Source organism: Halobacillus salinarum, assembly GCF_022919095.1.
Classification (GTDB): domain Bacteria; phylum Bacillota; class Bacilli; order Bacillales; family Halobacillaceae; genus Halobacillus_B; species Halobacillus_B salinarum.
Genome location: NZ_CP095073.1, coordinates 1,103,166 through 1,122,218 on the forward strand (window position 1 = coordinate 1,103,166; position 19,053 = coordinate 1,122,218).

General features: G+C 45.0%; 12 protein-coding genes. 9 read left to right on the top strand and 3 right to left on the bottom strand.

Annotated elements, in window-relative coordinates; genetic code table 11:
- Positions 1 to 81: 81 nt before the first annotated feature.
- From MUN89_RS05725 to MUN89_RS05740, 4 genes are all read left to right on the top strand, one after another.
- Positions 82 to 1,392, top strand: coding sequence for an ABC transporter substrate-binding protein (locus MUN89_RS05725; protein ID WP_244712177.1), 1,311 nt, complete (start codon positions 82 to 84; stop codon positions 1,390 to 1,392).
- 67 nt (positions 1,393 to 1,459) lie between these two features.
- The gene (locus tag MUN89_RS05730; RefSeq protein WP_244712179.1) at positions 1,460 to 2,386 is read left to right on the top strand and encodes a carbohydrate ABC transporter permease; all 927 of its coding nucleotides are present in this window, start codon (positions 1,460 to 1,462) and stop codon (positions 2,384 to 2,386) included.
- Positions 2,383 to 3,210, top strand: coding sequence for a carbohydrate ABC transporter permease (locus MUN89_RS05735; RefSeq protein WP_244712181.1), 828 nt, complete (start codon positions 2,383 to 2,385; stop codon positions 3,208 to 3,210). Before MUN89_RS05730 ends, MUN89_RS05735 begins: the two co-directional genes overlap by 4 nt.
- Positions 3,211 to 3,253: 43 nt before the next feature.
- Positions 3,254 to 5,287: a beta-galactosidase gene (locus MUN89_RS05740; RefSeq protein ID WP_244712183.1), complete on the top strand. Its 2,034-nt coding sequence runs from the start codon at positions 3,254 to 3,256 to the stop codon at positions 5,285 to 5,287.
- Positions 5,288 to 5,662: 375 nt separating this feature from the next.
- Here the strand turns inward: MUN89_RS05740 and MUN89_RS05745 are convergent, their stop codons facing one another.
- A complete protein-coding gene (locus tag MUN89_RS05745) occupies positions 5,663 to 5,827 on the bottom strand; it encodes a hypothetical protein (protein WP_244712184.1) in 165 nt (54 codons plus the stop codon).
- 191 nt (positions 5,828 to 6,018) lie between these two features.
- On the opposite strand from MUN89_RS05745, the gene MUN89_RS05750 reads away from it, so the two are divergent.
- The 4 genes from MUN89_RS05750 (at position 6,019) to MUN89_RS05765 (ending at position 11,507) form a co-directional block, all read left to right on the top strand.
- Positions 6,019 to 7,404 (top strand): FAD-binding oxidoreductase, encoded by a 1,386-nt coding sequence (locus MUN89_RS05750; RefSeq protein WP_244712186.1) that lies wholly within the window; start codon positions 6,019 to 6,021, stop codon positions 7,402 to 7,404.
- Positions 7,405 to 7,522: 118 nt separating this feature from the next.
- The gene (locus tag MUN89_RS05755; protein ID WP_244712188.1) at positions 7,523 to 8,104 is read left to right on the top strand and encodes an HTH domain-containing protein; all 582 of its coding nucleotides are present in this window, start codon (positions 7,523 to 7,525) and stop codon (positions 8,102 to 8,104) included.
- A complete protein-coding gene (locus MUN89_RS05760; protein ID WP_244712190.1) occupies positions 8,059 to 9,432 on the top strand; it encodes a BglG family transcription antiterminator in 1,374 nt (457 codons plus the stop codon). Before MUN89_RS05755 ends, MUN89_RS05760 begins: the two co-directional genes overlap by 46 nt.
- A gap of 98 nt (positions 9,433 to 9,530) precedes the next feature.
- A complete protein-coding gene (locus tag MUN89_RS05765; protein WP_244712192.1) occupies positions 9,531 to 11,507 on the top strand; it encodes a PTS fructose transporter subunit IIABC in 1,977 nt (658 codons plus the stop codon).
- Between the two features lie 91 nt (positions 11,508 to 11,598).
- Here MUN89_RS05765 and MUN89_RS05770 read toward each other — a convergent pair whose 3' ends face one another.
- A complete protein-coding gene (locus tag MUN89_RS05770) occupies positions 11,599 to 13,074 on the bottom strand; it encodes a protein adenylyltransferase SelO (RefSeq protein WP_244712193.1) in 1,476 nt (491 codons plus the stop codon).
- A gap of 145 nt (positions 13,075 to 13,219) precedes the next feature.
- The gene (locus MUN89_RS05775; RefSeq protein WP_244712195.1) at positions 13,220 to 13,687 is read right to left on the bottom strand and encodes a divergent PAP2 family protein; all 468 of its coding nucleotides are present in this window, start codon (positions 13,685 to 13,687) and stop codon (positions 13,220 to 13,222) included.
- A 439-nt stretch (positions 13,688 to 14,126) separates the two neighbouring features.
- Between MUN89_RS05775 and MUN89_RS05780 the strand changes: the two genes are divergently transcribed.
- Positions 14,127 to 18,782 carry a right-handed parallel beta-helix repeat-containing protein gene (locus tag MUN89_RS05780; protein ID WP_244712196.1) on the top strand — a complete coding sequence of 1,552 codons (4,656 nt, stop codon included), beginning with the start codon at positions 14,127 to 14,129 and terminating at the stop codon, positions 18,780 to 18,782.
- Positions 18,783 to 19,053: the final 271 nt, after the last annotated feature.

Below are 19,053 nucleotides of genomic sequence, written 5' to 3' on the forward strand. Positions count from 1 at the left end.
TACCATAAAACAATTCTTCTAAATATTATAATTATTCCTGAAATCGCTTTCAAATAGTTACTAAAAAGGGGTGTACGATTAGTGAGAAATTTATCGATTGTTAGTTTTGCAGTCCTGTTATTGATTGTTCTAAGCGCTTGTAGTAATTCGTCCAGTGGTGCAGAAGACTTGACGATGCCGGATAACCCCGAAGATATCAAGGCAGATATTACGGTTTGGGCATGGGCATTGGAAGCTAATTATTTAGAGAAAGATGTACTCCCGGCATTTAACAAGAAGTATCCCAATATAAACGTTACCGTTGAACACATTGGGGTCGATCAAGTGTATCAAAAAGTAAGTGCTGGTCTTTCAAGTGGTGGAAGTGGGCTGCCGGATGTATTTCAAGTTGAAAATAACCGCATTCATTCTTTTACAAGTGAATTTCCGGATGGATTAGTGAACCTTAGTGAGATGGGTTATGACGACCATGTCGATGAATTTTCTGCTTCCAAAGTGGAAGGATTACAGGATAGTAAGGGAAATCTGATGGCTGCACCTAGAGATTTAGGGCCGGTAGGGGTAATCTATCGAACAGATATCTTTAAAGAGGCAGGGGTTGATCCTGAGAGTATTGAAACATGGGATGACTATATTGCAGCAGGAAAGAAAGTAACGGAACAAACCGGGAAAGCGTTTCTCGGGATGGATAATGAAGGGCTCTTTCGTATTATGCTTCAACAGCAGGGGGCTTACTTCTTTACGGAAGATGGGAAGTTAGACCTGACCTCTAAAGAGGCGGAAAAGGCGGCAGGAGTAATTGAGAAAATGAGAGATGCCGGATTAATTACGTACACAAATAATTGGGATGGCCAGGTAGCTGCGATGAAAAACGGGGAAGTTGCTACACACCCAGGTGCTGTTTGGTGGAGTGGAACGATGATTGAACAAATGCCTGAATTGGCAGGCAAGTGGGACATGTTCAGGCTTCCTGCTTTTGAAAAGGGAGGAGTACGAGCGGCTAATGATGGCGGATCTGCTTTAGCTATTCCAAGTTCTTCTGATAAAAAAGTGGCTGCTTACGCATTTGTTGAATTTGCCACCACTGATCTTGATTCCCAAATCAAAGCGCTCACGAACCGAGGTCTTTTTCCTTCTCTGTTAAAAGCTTACGAGGAGCCGGCTTTCACTGAGGATCAAAAGTATTTCAATAATGAACCATTCTTCCAAAAGTTTGCTGATACAGTTCCTGACATACAACCTGTCAATCATGCCCCTGCAGAGCTTGAGGTCAGGTCGATTATGCAAAGCGAGTTTGAATCATTCTTATTAGAAAATAAATCAGCTGAAAAAGTGTTAAAGGATGGGCAGGACCAAGCACAACAACAAACTGGATTGGAAGTCTCAGAATAAGCAGGTCGAAGGCACAGGACTGGATAGAGTCGCAGGTCCAGTCCTTTTCTTTAAAGGAGGTATTATTGTGCTTACAAATCAGAGCCTTAGAACTGGGACTAAGTCCAGTGCTGTGAAAAAGAAAGAGAGAAGACAGTTCATCACACCAAAAACGGCTCCTTATATATTTGTTGCCCCGGCCGTTCTCTTATTTTTGGGGTTTATGGTATATCCGATCCTGGCCTCATTGTTATTAAGCTTCCAGACAAAAGTCGGCGGGGTATACACCTTTTCAGGCTTGGATAATTATACGAGGCTGTTCAGTGATCCACTCTTTTACAAATCTTTAGGGAATACGTTTATTATCCTGTTAGTACAGGTTCCTATTATGCTTTTTTTGGCTGTTGTATTAGCCGTTTTCCTAAATTCAACCTTATTATCGATGAGGGGATTTTACCGGGTCGCGTTCTTTACACCGGCGGTTACCTCTTTAGTAGCTGCCTCCGTCATTTTTGTGCTTTTGCTTAATAAAGATTATGGGTTGATTAATTATCTGTTGAGCTTGTTGGGATTTGATAAAGTCGGCTGGTTAACGAATTCGACGTGGGCAAGGGTATCTTTAATCGCTGTAACCACCTGGAGATGGACGGGCTACAATATGGTCATCATCCTGGCTGGTTTACAGAGTATTCCGCATAGCCTCTATGAGGCGGCTAGTATTGATGGAGCAAGCTCCGTTCGAAAGTTTTTTTCCATTACCATTCCACAGCTTAAACCGGTGTTACTGTTTACATTTATCCTTTCAACAATTGGGTCTTTTCAGTTGTTTGATGAGCCTTATAACTTAACAGGCGGCGGACCGAATAATGCAACCTTGACTATTACGTATTACTTGTACAATCAAGGATTTGAATACTTCGACTTTGGTTATGCATCTGCCATTGCTTATGTGATTGTATTCTTTATTGCCGTACTATCATGGCTTCAATTCAGAGTGGTGAGGGATGATTCATGAGACATAAAAAAAAGTTGCAAAAAATATTGCTGCATACGTTCTTACTCATCGGGGTTGTTATTTCCCTGGCCCCCTTTTATTGGATGGTTGTAGGAGCTACTAATCCATCTGGTGATATCTTATCATTTCCGCCTAAATTAATTCCGGGTACTTATTTGATGGAGAACTTCAAAGGACTGAATGAATCCATCGATATTATAAAAGCTTTATTTAATTCGGCAATCATTGCGATCTTGTTTGTGGTCATAAGCCTGCTCATTTGTTCAGCTGCTGGGTTTGCTTTTGCGAAATACAAATTTAAAGGGAACAACCTCATCTTTGCTTCATTCCTTTTGGCGATGATGGTTCCTTACCAAGCAACGATTATTCCTTTGTTCCAGTTATTTGGGAGCTTGGACTGGATCAACACCTACCGGGCAGTCTTACTGCCGCAGCTTTGCTATCCTTTTGCCATATTTTTAATCAGGCAAAATATGAGAGGGCTGCCGGATTCTTTGCTGGAAGCAGCGAGAATCGACGGAGCTGGGGAATTATTTATTTTCTTTAAGATCGCCTTACCAACGATGAAACCTGCACTGGCAGCAGTCGGGATTTTTCTATTTACATTCCAATGGAACAATTTTATGTGGCCGTTGATTGTCATGACTACCCAGGATAATTATACGTTACCGGTCGCGTTATCTACACTGGCAGGTCTGAATTCTATCGATTATGGACAGTTGATGCTGGGGACATCCATTTCCGTTATCCCGGTAATGGCGGTGTTCTTAATCCTGCAGAAACACTTCGTCTCTGGTATTTTGGGCGGAGCTGTAAAAGAATAATAAAGGTTTAAATACTATGAAAATGGATGAGGAGTCGTTCAGAATGGTAAAAAAATTAAACGAAGAGAAACTAACCCTAGGCATCTGCTATTATCCGGAGCACTGGCCGGAGGACATGTGGGAAGATGATTATAGGAGAATGAAAGAGTTAGGGATTACGTACGTTCGGATGGGGGAATTTGCGTGGTCGATATTTGAACCGGAAGAAGGAAAATTCTCTTTTGACTTGTTTGACCGGGCAGTAGCGAAGGCGGGTGAGTTTGGTCTGAAAGTCATTATGGGCACACCAACAGCAACGCCTCCTACATGGTTAACCAAGAAATATCCTGATTCATTAAATGTGACCCAGGATGGAATCCCTTATCAGCACGGGGCACGGCGTCATTATAACTACAACTCGGAGAACTACCGCAGATTGTCATCGATTATTGTGAAGAAAATGGCTGAACATTATCACGATCACCCTGATGTGGTAGGATGGCAGATTGATAATGAACTGAATTGTGAAACAGATGTCTTTTATTCCGAGGCAGACCATGATGCGTTTAGGGAATGGGCGAAGAAAAAATACCACACGCTTGAGAATTTGAACGCAGCATGGGGAGCAGTATTTTGGAATCAAACCTATACGAGCTGGGATCAAGTCTATTTAACTCGTAAAACCGTTCCTAATTCGCCGAATCCGCACCACGCTTTAGATGAAAAGAGGTTTTTCTCTGACAGTGCCATTTCGTATGCAAAGCTGCAGGCAGACATTTTACGAGAATATGCACCAAAGCAGTGGGTGACGACTAATGGGATGTTCGGCCATTTAGATAATCATAAGCTGACCGATGATTTGCTGGATTTCTATGCCTATGATTCTTATCCAAACTTCGGCAGAATCATAGAGGATCATTCTGTAAAACCTTTGCGTGACCGAAAGTGGAGTTGGAATTTGAGTGTGGTGAGGAGCATTTCTCCTAATTTTGCAATCTTTGAACAGCAGTCAGGTCCAGGTGGATGGGTGACCAGAATCGAGCAGCCTTCGCCAAAACCAGGTCAACTTCGCTTATGGACGTATCAATCGATCGCTCACGGGGCAGATATGATTATGTATTTTCGATGGAGAACGGCTACAAAAGGTACCGAAATTTATTGGCACGGAATCAATGATTATCACAATCAGCCCAACCGACGTGTGAAAGAAGTGGAAGCAGTTAGTCAAGAGCTTCATAAGCTTGGGCAAATTGCCGGCTCTTCCTATCAGGCAGAAATTGCTTATGTTACAAATTATGATAATGAATGGGATGCAGAATTTGATAAATGGGTGGGACCGTATGAAGCGAAGAGTAAAGATGCCTGGTTTAAGGCTTTACAATATAACCACGTCCCCGTTGATGCGTTTCATTTAAATGCTGAAACTTCTTTAGAAGATTTGAAGTCGTATAAAGTCTTAGTCTATCCTCATGCGGCAATCATCACGAAAGAACAAGCAGAACTATTTAATTCGTACGTCAAACAAGGCGGGAAAATGATCTTCGGCTGCCGGTCGGGTTACAAGGATGAAACAGGTCAACCCTATATGAAAGCCTTTCCTGGATACCTTGCAGATTTAGTAGGGGTGAATGTTGAAGAGTTTACTAGAGAAGCACCATTTGAAGAAACACCAGGCGTGAAATTTAAAAACCTTCAAGAAGTGGAAGCAAATGATTTTAATGAAGTTTTGCAACTAAAAGAAGATGTAGAAGTGCTGGGAACATTTACAAATGCTCACTTTGAAGGGAAGCCTGCACTAGTCAAGCGGAATTATGGGCAGGGGAGCAGCTACTATTTTGGAGGCGTATTCAATCTGGATTTAGCTAGTTTATTAATTGATGAGTTTGAGCTGAATGATTATCAGGATCTATTTGATCTGCCTGAACAAGTGGAGTTATCCATTCGCCATAAAGAAGGAACGGACTATGTTTTCCTGCTTAATTATTCCGAGGTTCCCCAGGAGGTTACGTTTAAAAAAGAATTTACTGATTTAATCACGGGCCGTCCTGTTACGAATAAACATACCTTAAAACCCTTTGACGTGATTGTTTTAGCATAGGAAGAACCAAGTGTTTTCTTTTATGCATTGTTTTTAAAGGGGCCGGGATAAAAGTGTTTTAGCCATTATAAAATCCGAATGAAGGTGAATTTTTTTCGTAAAGGATTCACCATCATTCGGATTTTTTAGGTAGATGAACTTCAAATCTACGTCTCGTCATTACATATGAAATTCGTCTTAAATAATGGGAGCATAATCGCTCCGATAGAAGGTTTCTTTTTAAGGAATTCTACAAGACCCAAATCCGTTCTATGTTGGCAGAGGCCTTGCCGGTATTACCAAACTATTAAATCCTTGGTAAGCAAAGCTTGCTTGAGTCAAGATGTGCTGTTCCTGCTGGTGAGCAATTTACACTGATGAAAACGAAGCATGGGACTATGCCAGCATAGGACATACACGCAGACTTCTGCGGGAGGAAGGCAGCGGGGAGACCCCGCAGGGCGCAGCACGAGGAGGCTCGCCAGCCGCCCGTGAAAAGCGAAGTGTATGTCCGAAGCGGTCGCTCAGAACCATTGATGGCTTCGGAATTACCCGATTCATTATTGTACGTCTTTAGAGGGAAAGCTTTGAATCATGTCCCAGTCCCTAATTAAAGTATCCAACATGTTACAGGGATTTGTGCCTTTACGTGCAGGTAAACAGAGCCATCGTGTTGGAATACATAACTTCGCAAGTTTTATTCTCATTAGACAATTATTTATAATGGAAGAAAAAGGAGAGGGGCGATAAATATGAGTCACACCGTACAAAGTTTAGCAGACCAATTAAAGACTCACTTGAAAGACTACCAAGTCTCAATGAACGAAACGATTCTCGAACACCACAGCAAAGATGAATCCTATCACGAGTGGAGCGAGCCGGACATTGTCGTTTTTCCGGAAACTACGGAAGATGTCAGTCACATCGTTCAAACAGCGCATGCCACTGACACTCCGATTACTCCTTTTGGACTGGGAACCAGCTTGGAAGGGCATGCGATTCCGTACGAAAAAGGCATTACGATCGACTTTTCTTCCATGAATAAAGTGATCGAAGTGCGGGAAAATGACTTTCTCGTAAAAGTACAGCCTGGAGTTACACGGTCGCAGCTGGAAAAAGAATTGAAAAAGCACGGCCTCTTTTTCTCTGTTGATCCCGGCGCGGATGCGACACTCGGAGGTATGGCCGCAACAAACGCCAGTGGGACGACCTCGGTGAAGTACGGGGTAATGAGCGATCAAGTGCAGGGCTTGGAAGTCGTAATGGCCGATGGAGAAGTGATTCGCACAGGCAATCTGGCAAAGAAATCGGTGTCTGGATACGATTTAACGAGCTTGATGGTAGGTTCTGAAGGCACTTTAGGCTGTATAACGGAACTGACGCTCCGCGTCTACGGAATTCCGGAACACATCATGGCGGGACGAGCTTCTTTTCCAACCCTTGATCATGCTGTAAATGCAGTCGTTTCGATTTTGCAGGCAGGCGTGCCGATTGCGCGAGTGGAATTAGTGGACGAGGAATCCATCAGACAGGTCAACCGGTTCAGCGAAACGAATTACCAGGAGAACGTCACGTTATTTCTCGAGTTTCACGGAAATGAACCGGGTCTGAAGGCAGATGTTGCCTTTACGAAGGAAATTGTAGCGGACTATTTCTGTCAGGACATCCAGTTTGAAAAGGATAATGCCGCACGAGTGAAGCTGTGGGATGCGCGTCATAACCTGGCTTACGCCTTTATCCACGATAACCCGGGCCGGAAGCTTATGGTTACGGATGTCTGTGTGCCGATTACAGAACTAGCCGGTGCGATTAAGCATGCGCGGGAAAAGATCGAAGCGTTGAATCTAGTCTCAGGCATTCTCGGCCACGTCGGCGACGGCAACTACCATGCCTTGCTGATGATCAATCCAAACGATCCGGATGAAGTGAAAAGAGCGGAACAATTTAATGAAGAAATCGTTCATTATGCATTAGCCTGCGGAGGAACGTGTACAGGTGAACATGGCGTCGGACGTGGAAAAATGAAGTACCAGGAGCAGGAACACGGAAATGCACTGCCTGTGATGAAAGCGATCAAATCCGCCCTGGATTCGAAAGGGATCATGAATCCTCATAAGCTCGTTCATAGAGAGAGGTAGGAGAGAAGAGAAAATATCCTGCCATTTGCGCAGCATGGGTACAACGCTTACAATGATGAAGGAGAACAATACGTGAAATGATTCCGCTGTTCGTTAACGAAGCTAGAGGGTGTATGTCGTGAATGAGAGACAAACAAAAATAATCCGGACGTTACTGCTGAATTCCAACGAGGCTCATCGTGTCCAACAACTGGCAGATGACCTTCACTGTTCCGAGAAAACGGTCCGTAATGACTTGAAAATCATTCAAGAGTTCCTGGACTTGAATTCCCATGCGTCCATTAACCGTAGGCCTGGCGTTGGGCTGCAGCTTGTCATTGAAGAGGAAGAAAAGAAACAGTTATTTAACTTATTGAATCGTTCGGAAGCGGGTACAGAGCAGGACCGGATTCTCGAAATCGCCTATCAACTGCTGGTAGAAAACAAGCCCATGACTTTACAAGCAATGGCCGGGCAATATTATGCGACCCTATCGGAAATTAGAAATGACCTGGTGGCTATTAACAAGTGGGTGCAGTCGTTTGACTTAGCTGTCGTATCTAAACAGCGGCTGGGCAGTACGATCATGGGGAAGAAATCGATAAACGGAATGCGCTTGCTCATTTATCAGAACTTACCGCCAAAGAAGCACACTCGAATTCGTACGTCCTGCAATTGTTCCCGGACTATGAGATTGACCTTGTCAGACAGTCGCTCGTAAAGGTATTGAACAAATACAAATGGCAGTTATCGGAAGAAAAAATCGACAGCTTAGTGATTCATGCTTTAGTCATGCTGAAACGGACCCGGCAGAACTCGCCGATTATCGTTAAGAAGGAAGAGGTCATCCCCGCTCAGCAATCTGAAGAATACCGGATGACAGAAGCGGTATTTGACCACGCTCAACAGGTGCTGCGTGTAACCCTCCCTGAATCTGAAAAGGTTTACTTCACCTGGCATTTAATGAGCTGTAATCCATCAAAACTGCCTCAACAGGACAATGATCCCGCACATCAGTTGATGGATAAGGTGCTGGAGCAGCTGACGACCCAACTGCAGATCATGACGATGACGAATTTTAGAAATGATCTGATTTTAATGGAAGGGTTGAGCGTTCACCTTCCATCGACGCTCCATCGGTGCAGGCATGGATTGTCCATTCGCAACCCGATGCTCCATGAAATAAAAAAGATGTACCCTTATATGTTCAGTATGGTCGTAATGGCCTTGGAAGAAGTGAATCAGAACTACTCCATCCATATTCCTGAAGACGAGGCGGCCTATTTAGTCCTTCACTTTCAAGCCTCTATTGAACGGCTGCAAAAGAAAAGAGAGACGAAGAAAAAAGTGCTAATCGTCTGTGAACTTGGGGTAGGGATGTCTCATTTATTGCAAGCAAAGCTCGAGAAGTCCTATAAAGGAATGGATATTACAGGCTGCATTGGAGTACGAGATTTAGAGGAGACGCTTAACAAGGAGCGTGTGGATTTCATCCTGTCGACGAGAGAACTGGAGGTTAAAGATCCGCCCTCCCTTGTAATTTCTCCGTTACTAAAGTCTGAGGATCGCACGAAACTGGATCAATTTTTGCAGCAGTCGAGTGAAAAAGCTGTCTTTTCCGATCATTTAGTCCAATGGCTGAAAAGAGGGACCGCCCGTTTTGATGTGAAGCCATTGCACCGGTATGAGGTCATTGAAATGCTTGGCAATGAACTGGCCGAAAAAGGACTGGTGAATGCATCCTTTCCAAAGCACGCCGTTGTAAGGGAAAGAACGTCAGGAACAGCCATCGGCGGCGGAGTCGCGATTCCGCACGCACCTCCAGAGGATGTAAACGAATCGGCAGTCGCCCTGGCGGTATTGAACGAACCGGTTGAATGGGGAAGTGAGCTTGTCTCTGTCGTATTCCTATTAGCTATTTCCAAACAAGATCAAGCCAAGATCCGCCCGCTGATGCATACCATTTCTCGATTAAGTACTCAGCCTGAGGCAGTACAGAAAATTATAGAGGCAAGAAGTGTGCAAGAGTTGGAGCAAGTATTAAGATAATCATTCATTTTTACCGGAGCTGCGGTAAAAATGAATGATTTTTTTGCAGCGGTTTCCTTTTATGATAGAGGTAGAAAATGTGCGAGGGAGGAAAAATCATGAAAATCTTAGCCGTAACGGCCTGTCCTGTAGGCATTGCGCATACGTACATGGCCGCTGAAAACCTGCAAAAAGCAGCGGACGAGATGGATGTCGAGATGAAAGTAGAAACCCAAGGCTCCATCGGTGTAGAAAATCCCTTGACCGACGAGGACATAGCAGAAGCGGATGGCATCATTATTGCCAGCGATAAAGACGTGTCAAAAGAGCGTTTTGGCGGGAAGCCGCTCATCGTGGTCGGTGTTCAGGAAGGGATCCGTCATCCTAAAGAATTGATTCAAAAAATTGTGGATGGGAATGTATCCGTTTACAAGGGCGCGATGCCATCCGCAGAAACAGTCAAGAAACAAAAGAAAGAGAAGGAAAATCCGATATACCGCCACTTAATGAACGGGGTCTCGTACATGATTCCCTTCATCGTCATCGGCGGGCTGTTGATTGCGATCGCTTTAGCTGTTGGAGGAGAACAGACTCCTGGTGGACTCAAAATCCCTGACACGTCCTTTTGGAAACAGATCGAAAACTTAGGAGCCGCTTCGTTCAGCTTTATGGTCCCTATTTTAGCAGGCTTCATTGCCGTGAGTATTGCCGACCGTCCGGGTCTTGCGCCGGGAATGATCGGAGGCTATATTGCGGCGAATGGCAGCTTTTATGGAAGTGAAGCAGGGGCTGGTTTTATCGGAGGCATTATTGCCGGCTTTTTAGCAGGATACGTCGTTTTAGGAATCAAAAAAATCAAAGTCCCTCAAGCGATTCAGCCGGTGATGCCGATCATCTTTATTCCAGTGATCGCTTCTCTCATTGTTGGTCTTTTGTTTATTTTCATTATCGGTGCGCCGGTCGCTGGAATTTTTGAAGGTTTGACTACGTGGCTGGAAGGGATGCAAGGAGCAAGCTCTATTCTGCTGGCCATTATTTTAGGCGCGATGATTGCTGTCGATATGGGAGGACCTTTCAACAAAGTAGCCTTTCTATTCGGCGCGGCGATGATCGCTGAAGGAAACTATGAAATTATGGGTCCGATCGCTGTTGCGATTTGTATCCCTCCGCTTGGAATGGGCTTAGCAACGTTTATCAATAAGAAGAAATACCAGCAGGCTGAACGGGAAACAGGAAAAGCCTCCTTCACGATGGGACTCTTTGGGATTACAGAAGGAGCCATTCCTTTTGCTGCCCAGGATCCGCTCCGGGTTATTCCTAGTATAGTCGTTGGATCGATGACAGGTTCGGTAATCGCAATGCTGAGCAGTGTCGGCGATCGTGTTGCACATGGAGGTCCGATTGTAGCTGTGCTTGGCGCTGTAGATAACGTACTGATGTTCTTCATCGCGGCTGCGGTTGGCATCGTAGTCACTGCTTTCATGGTCAACGCTTTGAAGAAGGATGTACAAGTGGCTGTTCCAGAAGGGGGATCGGTTCCTTTATCAACGGAAGATTCAATTAAGGAACAGGAAGAATCACTCCCTGCTCAAGAGCCGCATCACTCCAAGGAAGAACCAACGAAAGCTGAGCAGACGATTACAAAATTGACGGATATTACGACACCGGAATTGATTGATATCGATTTAGCCGGTGACACTCGCGATACTGTGATTGATGAATTGATTCAAAAATTAGATGAACATGACATCTTGTCTTCTCCAGACGAATATAAACAGGCGATTCTTAACCGGGAAAAAGAAAGCACAACTGGTTTAGGGATGGGAATTGCGATTCCGCACGGAAAATCAGAAGCGGTGACGAAGCCGGCTGTAGTCTTCGGCATTAAACGTGACGGCGTCGATTGGAGCAGTATGGACGGTTCTGATGCGAAACTCATATTTATGATTGCTGTTCCGAAAGAAAGAAAAGGAGACGACCATCTAAAGATTCTGCAAATGCTTTCAAGAAAATTGATGGACGAGACCTTTAGAGAAAAATTGCTGGAAGCAAAAACGAAAAGGGAAGCTTATGACTTGCTGAAAACAATAGAATAATCGATCTTCGCTGGAATGAAGCACCTGGAGTTTAGAAGAGCATAAAAAAGCAAGCGGTCCTATATAAGTGACCGCTTGCTTTTTGTTTTCATTACGTCCCGCAGTACGTCCGGTAAGGAAGATGGGAGGGTTCCGGCAGTTCAGCATATTCTTCCTGGTCTTTAGAATACGCATAAGGATCTGCTAATGCATTCATAAACCGCTCCATTACCTTGCAATCGCCTTGTTCAACAGCTGCTTCAAGGGCTTCTTCCACCCGGTGATTCCGCGGAATGACAGCAGGATTGGATTTGCGCATCAACTCGCATGCGGCATCTGTGGATTCATCTTGTCTGCTCAATCTTTGCTTCCATTTTTCATACCACTCTGTAAACACATGGTTGTCATACATCGGTGTGTCTTCAGGTTTCTCTAAAGATAAAGCCCGGAAAGTATTCGTATAATCCGCTTGATGCTCCTGCATCACACGAAGAAGTTCATCAATGAGCGCTTCATCCTGCTCTTCTTCGTTAAACAGCCCAAGCTTTGCCCGCATACCAGCAAGATAATGGGCTTTATACTGGGCCTCGAATTCAGAAAGAGCTTCCTCAGCTTGTTCTACGGCTTTGTCCTGGTCGTCATTGATTAAGGGCAGCAGGGTTTCTGCAAATCGGGTCAGGTTCCAGCCAGTAATGGCCGGCTGGTTTCGATAAGCGTATCTCCCTTGCACATCAATGGAGCTGAATACAGTTTTCGGATCATACTGATCCATAAAAGCACATGGACCATAGTCGATCGTTTCTCCGCTGATGGTCATATTATCCGTGTTCATCACTCCGTGAATAAAGCCGACCAATTGCCATTTGGCGACGAGTTCGGCATGGCGTTTCATGACTTCTTTAAACAGGGAAAGATAAGGATTTTCATCGTCTTTGATTTCAGGATAATGACGGTCGATCGCATAATCTGTCAGAACCTTCAGATCGCCTTCCTTTCCCCATCTAGCCGTATATTCAAACGTACCGAAGCGTAGATGACTGGATGCGACACGTGTCAGCACAGCACCAGGAAGTGCCGTTTCCCGCATCACTTGTTCTCCTGTCGTGGTGACCGCTAAACTGCGGCTGGTGGGAATTCCTAGTCCGTGCATCGCCTCGCTGATGATATATTCCCGCAGCATCGGTCCAAGTGTCGCCCGGCCATCACCACCACGGGAAAAGGGCGTTCGTCCTGAACCTTTCAACTGGATATCCAACCGATTTTCTGAAGGAGTCATCTGCTCGCCAAGCAAAACTGCCCGGCCATCTCCTAACATCGTAAAATTACCGAACTGATGCCCTGCATAAGCCTGAGCGATCGGCAAGGCGCCTTCTGGAACCTGATTCCCGGCCAATATCGCTGCTCCTTCTTCACTTTCCAGGCCATCAGCATCCAGGCCGAGTTCTGCTGCCAAGGCTCTATTAAAAATGAACAGTTCCGGTGCCCGTACAGGAGTTGGAGCTGTTTTTGAATAGAATCTTTCTGGAAGACGGGCATAACTGTTTTCTAAGTTCCAGCCTGTAAGAATTCCTTCTTTTTCTGTAGCCATTTTATCTCCTTTACTAATTGTGACATGATCATTCTCCAAGCTTAGTTTGCTGCAAAAAGCAAAAAATCATAGCTCGCCTATGATTTTTAGTTACCTTCATTATAATAAATCTTAACGTTATTCTCACACATGAACGGTTCACGCTTCATTTATTTTCAAACTTGGCGGAAATCAAACCTAAAATGGTTCCGAATATGGCGCCTCCGAGAACTTCCAGTGGCTGGTGGCCTAAAAGCTCCTTTAATTCTTTTTCCCTTTCTTGAAATTGCAAGGCGGGAAAGTCCTGTGCAATCGTAACGAAATTATCTTCCAAATCGTTTACAAGCCTGGCGATTTCTCCTGTGTGACGCCTGATGCCCTGCGCGTCGTACATAACAATAACACCGAAGACTGCTGCCAGCGCCGTTTCTGTGTGTCTTGAGCCTCTATTCGCACCAATGTAAGCAGCGAGCGCTGATACTCCCGCCGAATGAGAGCTTGGCATGCCGCCGGTCGTTGCTACCTGCTTGACGTCCCATTTTCCGGTTAACCGTTTATGGGTTACGATTTTGAGTGCTTGAGCAAGCCCGATCGCTGATAGGGCAGTAATTATTCCTCTGTTCATGTTCTGCATTTGATTTCCCTCCACTTATTAATCGTGCCTAGTATTTCCTTTACCCTTAGTGAAAGGTTTTATTCAATAATGATTCATTTAGATTATTTGCGATGTAAAGAAAAACTTCATCCCGCTCCTGCTGAAAAACGAAATGATTTTGAAATTTGGGGATAAGGAGCTTTAGGAGACTCAGCCCTCATAACAGCAATTTTTCCTGGATTTATCATGCTAGTTCAATTGAACACAAGAGAATGAAAGGAAATTGACAGATCACCAAAAACCAACTATCCTAAATAACAACGTTGTTATTTTAAAATGAATCCGCTTACATCATTTGAGATTCCCGCTTGTTCCGGATGGCCAGCATAGTCATTCCGATGACAATAAAATTATTTGACAGGAGGGTTGGAGTCAGGATTGTCGCTGTTCGCTTAGAGAAGAAGAAGGAGATGACTGAATGAAAAAAAGTGGAACGAGGATAGCGGTCGTTAGTTTAGTGCTGCTCTTAATTTTTTCAAGCTTTTCTAATTCCGTTTTTGCTATGACAAGCCCAAAAGCAGCAGCGGATGTATCAGATTGGAGCTTCAGTGCCTTCGGGTCTAACACAGGTACGGATAAAAATCCGCCGGCGGTCGTGAATCAGGATGGCTCTGTCACGATCGATGCTTCGGGTGGAAAAATTGCGAGCAGTGAGGAAGGTCTGTCTTATTATTTTACGAAGTTGTCTGCAGGGGATAACTTTGAACTGCATGCCACTGTTCATGCCGACCATTACAGTCCCGACAGTCAGCGTGCCTTCGGATTGATGATTCGTGATCAAGTCGGTGAGAACGGCGATTCGAGTAAGCATTCCTCCAACTATGCTGCCGTCGGTGCGCTTGATGATGCGATGAGAGGCTTTACAAGCACGGGTGATTTAAATAAACTTGCTCCTTTCGAGGACAGCCCTGCACCTGCGACGGATGGAACGTATGAGCTTACGCTTCGCAAATCGGGCGATACGTTTGTCATGACGTCAAACGGAGAGAGTGAGACCATTGAGCTCGATCAACCGTTTTCTGACGACATTTATGCCGGACTGTTCGTCGCTCGTAATGGAACGGTGACGTTTAGTGATGTGTCTTTAAATGTCGCTGACAAACAGGTCAAATCTCTTCAGGTAGATGCCAGTCAAATGAAAAAGGAATACTTAGTGGATGAACCGCTCGATATAAGCGGGCTTGAAGTGACCGCTGTTTATGAGGATAACAGCGAGGAGAAGCTCACAGACGACGATTACATTGTGACCGGTTTTGACAGCAGTAAGCCTGGTACCAATACGATAACCATCCATTACAACGGTGCTGAGGAAACCGTTGACTTATCAATCAAAGAACTGCAATTAACAGGGATGGAAGTGAAATACTACCCCGCGAAAACGAACTACTATTTACAAGACACCTTTGACCCGCTCGGCCTTGTGGTCACGGGAAACTACGAGGATGGCTACCAGACGAATGAGCTGACAAAGGAACAGTACTCCATTTTTATTAATGGTGAAGAAATCAGTGATTCAGGGTACATATTCGAGCAGCCTGGAAAGCAAACGGTAACCCTGCAATCGAAACAGAACCCTGATGTGAAAACGACGTTCTCAGTCCAAGTGAAAAATGAGCAGCTGGACTCGCTGGAAATCAAGCATGCCCCGACGAAGCAGCTGTATTTCTTAGGGGATCCATTAGATCTGGATGGTCTGATCGTCGAAGCCCATTACACGGATGGGGTGAGCGAACGCGTTCCTAAAGATCAATTGAAAACCTCATCTTTTGATTCCAGTACTACGGGAGATAAGAAGGTGGAAATGACTTATAAAGACAAGCAGGCAAGCTTTACCGTTCATGTGAAGAAAAAGGAATTACAAGGACTGGAGGTCAGTGAATATCCACAAACCACTTATCAAAAAGGGGAATCCTTTAACCAAGATGGTTTAGTCGTTTCAAAGGTTTATGATAACGGAGATAAAGAGATGTTAAATGAGTCGGAGTACGAGGTGTCTACTGCTGATTATGATGCGTCTACAATGGGTGTTTACCCGATTCAGATCAATCCTTCAAGCAGTACACTTTCCTCCATTTCCTTTGATGTAACCGTAAGAGAGAAGCAGAATTATCAATGGAAAACGATTGAATTTGGCCAATCCACTGACCCGGAAACGAACTACGTGGAAAAATTGGAGGATGGAAGCGTCCATATCGTTGCCGAACCGGGGGCCGGAAAAATTACCGGCGACCATGATGGGATCACTTTTTACTATACGGAAATCGATGCGGACCAAGATAACTTCACACTCTCTGCAGATATTCAAGTGAATGAGTATGCCAAAAGCCCTCATCATGACGGGCAGGAGTCTTTTGGAATGATGGCACGAGACGCCATAGGGACAGAAGGAAATTCAAATGTGTTCGCTTCCAACATTGCAGCTGTTGGTGGTTTTAGCGGCGGCACGCAGGATCCTAATGGCACGCAGTTCTTTATCCGCTCCGGCGTCAGCTCACCGGACGGAGCAGGAAGCAATGGCATTGAAAAAGTCATGCTGAATGACGAAAAGCCGACGACTTCCAATACGTATCCTGCGAAAAACTATCACCTGACTTTAAGCAAAACAAACAGCGGCTTTTCCGGGCAGTTCAATGACGGAGATCAGCCCATGTTCTTTACCCCGGAGCTTCTTCAAGTCCAGGATGATAAAGTTTATGTCGGCTTTTATACGGCACGGCTAGCGGACATTGAAGTCAGCAACATGGATTTTAACGTGACAGCTGAAGCAACGGACCCGCCAAAAGTTACACCACCAGAATCGCCGGTTGAACCTGAATTCGATGTGGTTTCCCGGACAAAAACCTCGGATTCTGATTATGAGCTTTTACTAAAAGCGAACGCCGATGGTGTCGTCAAAGTAAAAAAAGGCCAGGAAATTATAGCGCGGGATGAGCCGGTTAAAAAAGGAGAAATAAAATCCGTACCCGCTCAGTTAGACGAAAACAAGGATACTAATTTCAGCGTCACTTTCCTACCCGACGATACCCAGAACTTGACCTCTTACACAAAGCAGGTTAAAAACGTGACCGTAGCGATGAAAACGTTTGCCAACGGAGAAGCGATTCACGTGTCCCCATCCGGGCAGGATTCCGGAGATGGAACGGAGTCTTCCCCGCTTGATCTGGATACAGCGGTCGAATTCGTTCAGCCTGGCCAGAAAATCATCGTGAAAGACGGGACGTACGTAAGAAACGGCAAGCTGGAAATTGCCAAATACAATGACGGTAAAAAAGACGCCATGAAATCTTTAGTCGCTGAAAAAGGTGCACGGCCAGTCATTGATTTTGACAAGCAGACCGAAGGAGTCATCTTAAGCGGAGATTACTGGCATGTGAAAGGCATAGATTTTGCCAGAACCGCAGGGAACACGAAAGGATTTGTAGTAGGGGGCAGCCACAATATTGTGGAGCAGAGCCGCTTTTATGAAAACGGGGATACCGGACTGCAGATCAGCCGTACGGACAATAGTGAATCGATCGAGGACTGGCCGTCCGATAACTTCATTCTTAATTCGGAGTCGTTTGATAACCGTGATCCTTCCGATAATAACGGGGACGGCTTTGCAGCCAAATTAACCGCAGGCACCGGGAATGTGTTCCGCGGCTGTATTTCCCACAATAACATTGACGATGGCTGGGATCTATACACGAAGGCGGGAAGTGGTGCGATTGGTCCCGTCTTGATTGAAGACAGTATTGCCTATGAAAATGGGAAACTGACCGATGGTACCGTTGGCGATGGTGACAAAAACGGATTTAAATTAGGTGGAGAAGGCATTAATGTTCATCACGTCATCCGTAACAGCATCGCTTTCAATAATGGAGCCGTGGGAATAACGAGCAACAGCAACCCTGGGATTATCGCGGAAAATAACAAATCCTACAACAACGCGGGAGGAAATCTTGATTTCTCTACGTATTCCAACATTGAAGAAGACTTTAAGATTGATGGATTTGTATCCTATCAAAAAGACTACGATGCTAAAGATATTTATCCTGATGAATTAGCCTCAAATGAGAACTTTTTCTTTAACGGCCAAGTAAGCCGGAACAAGTCAGGACGGACGCTTACGGAAAATGATTTTGTGAGCTTGGATCCGAACCTTCCGTTTGAACGAGAGGAGCAAGGAGAGATCCTGACCGGCGATTTCCTTAAGGTCCAGTTTGCTCCTGTCCGGCTGGCTGGAAAAGACCGCTATGAAACAGCGATCGAAGTGTCCAAACAAGGATTTAAGAAGGCGGATACCGTCGTCATTGCCCGCGGCGATGAGTTTGCCGATGCACTGGCCGGCGCACCGCTTGCCTATAAAGAAAATGCGCCGATTTTGTTAAGCCATACCGATTATTTAAATCAAAAGGTTCGAAAGGAAATCTCGCGGCTCGGTGCTAAGAACGCCATTATGCTCGGCGGGCCGAATGCTTTGGACGAATTCGTGAAGTATCAATTACAAGGACTTGGTCTTCACGTGGAACGGGTGTATGGAAAGACGCGTTATAAAACAGCAACGAATATTGCAGCCCGATTAGATGGAAATCCGGAAAAAGCCATCGTCGTTAATGGTTCGAAGTTTCCGGATGCCTTAGCTGCCGCCCCGTTTGCAGCGAAGCAAGGCTACCCGATTTTGCTTGCCAAGCAAGGAAGTCTGCCGCAAAGCACGAAGTGGGCGCTTGAAGGCATAAATGAGTCAATCGTTGTTGGCGGGGAAGGTGTTGTTGGGGGAGATGTATACAAGCAGCTTCCGAATCCGACCCGCTACAGTGGAACGACTCGTTATAAAACGGCAGCGGTCGTGATGAATGAATTAGAAGACGATACAAGTCAGACCGCTTTTGTCAGTACCGGCGAAGAATTCGCAGATGCCTTGACTGGTGCAGTCCTTGCAGCAAAACAAAACGCAGCGATGACTCTCGTCAAAGAGGACACGGTTCCTAAAGAGGTGCAGCAGGCCTATAACCGATTACCGATTAAATATTTGTATATTCTAGGAGGACGGAATGCCGTAAGCGATCAAGCTGTGGACCAATTACAAAAGTAAACGATAAGCCGCTAACTTTTTAGTTAGCGGTTTTTTATTGTCAAAAAAGTCATTTCTTGTTCTATAGGAGGGAAGGGGAGTGGATTTCCGAAGCGGTTATTTAGTCCCGTCGATGGCTTCGGAATTCGGTTTCTCATTGTTTATCTTTAGCAGGATTGCTTTTAATCATGTCCCATCCCTATTTTTCATTACCCCCTTAATAATGGAAGGATTTAATCAATTGATCCATGTGTTTATTTTTGCAAATTTATGACTTACAAACTCTGTACAC

What these genes read in the sequence shown, in the direction of transcription:
- MUN89_RS05750 (WP_244712186.1), top strand. Translation starts at nt 6,019, where the DNA reads ATGAGTCACACCGTACAAAGTTTAGCAGACCAATTAAAGACTCACTTG.
- MUN89_RS05765 (WP_244712192.1), top strand. Translation starts at nt 9,531, where the DNA reads ATGAAAATCTTAGCCGTAACGGCCTGTCCTGTAGGCATTGCGCATACG.
- MUN89_RS05740 (WP_244712183.1), top strand. Translation starts at nt 3,254, where the DNA reads ATGGTAAAAAAATTAAACGAAGAGAAACTAACCCTAGGCATCTGCTAT.
- MUN89_RS05745 (WP_244712184.1), bottom strand. Translation starts at nt 5,827, where the DNA reads ATGAATCGGGTAATTCCGAAGCCATCAATGGTTCTGAGCGACCGCTTC.
- MUN89_RS05735 (WP_244712181.1), top strand. Translation starts at nt 2,383, where the DNA reads ATGAGACATAAAAAAAAGTTGCAAAAAATATTGCTGCATACGTTCTTA.
- MUN89_RS05780 (WP_244712196.1), top strand. Translation starts at nt 14,127, where the DNA reads ATGAAAAAAAGTGGAACGAGGATAGCGGTCGTTAGTTTAGTGCTGCTC.
- MUN89_RS05770 (WP_244712193.1), bottom strand. Translation starts at nt 13,074, where the DNA reads ATGGCTACAGAAAAAGAAGGAATTCTTACAGGCTGGAACTTAGAAAAC.
- MUN89_RS05775 (WP_244712195.1), bottom strand. Translation starts at nt 13,687, where the DNA reads ATGCAGAACATGAACAGAGGAATAATTACTGCCCTATCAGCGATCGGG.